The 2,734-nt window shown below is 62.4% G+C and carries 3 protein-coding genes; 2 read left to right on the top strand and 1 reads right to left on the bottom strand.

Annotated elements, in window-relative coordinates:
- Positions 1 to 4: 4 nt before the first annotated feature.
- Positions 5 to 493, bottom strand: a complete 489-nt coding sequence (locus tag QT222_RS03070; RefSeq protein WP_491476267.1) for a VOC family protein — start codon at positions 491 to 493, stop codon at positions 5 to 7.
- A gap of 56 nt (positions 494 to 549) precedes the next feature.
- Here QT222_RS03070 and QT222_RS03065 point away from each other — a divergent pair, with 56 nt between their 5' ends.
- Both QT222_RS03065 and QT222_RS03060 read left to right on the top strand, forming a co-directional pair.
- Entirely contained in the window at positions 550 to 1,551 is a 1,002-nt protein-coding gene (locus QT222_RS03065) for an LLM class flavin-dependent oxidoreductase (RefSeq protein ID WP_004060767.1), read from the top strand.
- Positions 1,552 to 1,755: 204 nt separating this feature from the next.
- A partial coding sequence (locus tag QT222_RS03060) for an ABC transporter substrate-binding protein (protein WP_491476268.1) occupies positions 1,756 to 2,734 on the top strand: 979 nt, incomplete at its 3' end.

The raw sequence follows: 2,734 nt of genomic DNA, 5'->3' as shown, positions 1-2,734 counted from the left end.
CCGGTCAGTACGGGTCTAACCGTTCACCCCGGCCGAACCGCGCATCGTCCGCCCCCCGGTCGCCGTAGTCGTCGTGGTACTCCATCAACTGGAACAGCACCCCGGTCGGGTTCCCCGGCGAGACGAACGCTTCCGTCCAGCCGTCTTCGACCGAGTAGCCGACGACGCGCTCACCTGCGGCCTCGAGAGCCACAACCGCGGCGTAGACATCGACCACTTCCAGCGTGACGTGGTGAAGGCCGGGACCGTGGTCATCGAGGAACGCCGTGAGAAACGACTCACCTTCGACGGGCGCGATACATTCGAGCCGAGACGCATCACCGAGGACGTACGTGGCCCACTCGAACGACCCGTCTTCGACCGTCTCGCGATGGACGCGTTCGCACCCGAGCGCGAACAGCGTCCGTTCTGCGTCCGCGACGTCTTCGACGGCGATTCCGACGTGGTCCACTCGTACGGGTGGCATCCGCGCCGGTCCTCTCTCGGTTTCCATGGGTACTCACCTTCGCCATTCCTAACTATTAATAGCTGAGGTAGTAACTCACAGACATGAAGCTCGGGACCGGCCTGTTCACCTGTCAGCGACGTCCGGACGACGACCGACCGATGGCGGAACTGTACGACGAGATGCTTACGCTCGGGCGCGCAATCGACGAGTCGGGTCTCGACAGTGCGTGGGTGTCCGAACACCACTTCATGGAAGACGGCTACCTCTCGGGGACGATGCCGGCGCTCGGGGCACTCGCCGCGACGACGGACCACATCGAACTCGGGACGTGTATCGCCCTCGCGCCGCTCTACGACCCGATTCGCCTCGCCGAAGACACCGCGACGGTGGACCTGCTTTCCAACGGACGAACGACGCTCGGACTCTCTATCGGCTCGAACCCGCGCGAGTTCGACGCATTCGGCGTTCCGCGAGACGAACGAGTCGACCGCCTCGCCGACACTGCCGAACTCCTCCGTGGGGCGTGGTCCGACGGCCCCATCGAGCACGAATCCCCGTTCTACGAGGGTGCAACCGGTGCCAACGTGACGCCGAAACCGGCCCGCGACGTACCGCTCATGTTCGGCGGAGCGGCCAAACCCGCGGTCCGGCGCGCGGCCCGAACGGCGGATGCGTGGTGTGCGCCGTCGTCGCTTTCGATAGGCGGCCTCAAGAAGCGCGTCGACGACATCCGAAACGTTCGTGAATCCGAGGATATCGACGGCGATTTCACCGTCTACGTGCTCCAACACGGCTTCGTCGGCGACTCCAAGGAAGACGCGTGGAACGCGATGAAAGACGGCTATCTCTACCTCCAGCGGCGGTATGCCGAGATATTCTCGGGCGAGGAAGTCTCCGAACTATCCGCGGAGCGACAAGACGAACTGAAAGAACAGGCGATATTCGGAACCCCGGACGACGTTGTTGAGGAACTGAACCGCTATCGCGACGCCCTCGGCGACGATATCCACTTCATCTTCCGGACGTACCACCCCGGAATCGGAACCGACCGAATGGTCGAGTGTATCCAGCGACTCGGCGAGGAAGTCGCCCCCCGAGTCTGAGCACACGCCGGTTTTCGTATTCAGTGAACTGCGACGATAGTCCGGTGTATTGACGAGAAATTACTGTCTTCGCGGCAACGCAAATCTTTAAACGTGATGATTTTCATGTTACGTGTGAACATACACAATATGAGAGACGATTATTCCTCGGATAGCGGCGGTGAGCCGCGTCCATCACGGCGACGGTTCGTACAGGCGGCAGGGTTGGCGGGCGTTACCGGACTAACCGGTGTCGCAGGGTGTCTTGGAGGAGGTGGCGGTGGCGGAACAAACGCTATCACCTACGGCGTCATCAGCCCGATGACCGGACCGTACGGCGGTCTCGCGGTTGGACAGCGAAACGGCGCGAAACTCGCAATCAAGCACGTCAACGAGAACTCCGACATTGACGTGGAAATCGACGGCGTCTACGAGGACACTGAAGCCGACCCGTCGACAGGCCGACGGAAGGCGCAATCGGTCGTCGAACAGGACGGCGCATCGTATCTCATGGGCGCGATTTCGTCGAGCGTCGCGCTCGCGCTCAACGAGTTCGCCAAGGACCAAGGGGTCATCTACAACCCCGGCGGGGCGGCAGTTCCCATCACCGGGTCGAACTGCAACGAGTGGGTCTTCCGCGCGGAGACGAACACCGCACAGATGGCCGAAGCGGTGTCCGACTACACCGCGGAAAACCTTGGAACCAAAGTCTGGTTCCACATCGCCGACTACGCCTACGGCGAATCGGTGATGGAGCGCGTGGAAAAACGAATGAAAAGCGGCCACGACGTCGAAGTCGTCGGCCGCAGTCGCTCGCAACTCGGCTCGACCAACTTCAACTCCTACATCAGCCAGATTGCCAACTCGGACGCGGAGGTTGCCGTCCTCGGAATGACCGGCGGCGACCTCATCAACTTCGTCAAGCAGGCTGCGAGTCAGGGACTCAAGGAGAACGTCAACCTCATGTCGCCGACGATGACCTTCTCGGTCGTCCGCGGCGCGCTCGGCGAAGCGGCCTACGGAACCTACGGCGGCGTTCGCTACCTCCCGACGCTGGAGACCGGTGACAATCAGTCGTTCGTCGACGCGTACCAAAGCGAGTACGACTCGACGTCGACAGCTTTCGCACCCGACGAGCATCAGTGCGCACGCATGTCTGGCAGGGACCTCGCCGGACCGGGGAGGAGGGACCCCGCTAGATGGG

The organism is Haloferax sp. s1 (assembly GCF_058382125.1).
The sequence above is the reverse complement of the archived record's forward strand: the minus strand, read 5'-3'. Positions and strand labels throughout refer to the sequence as shown.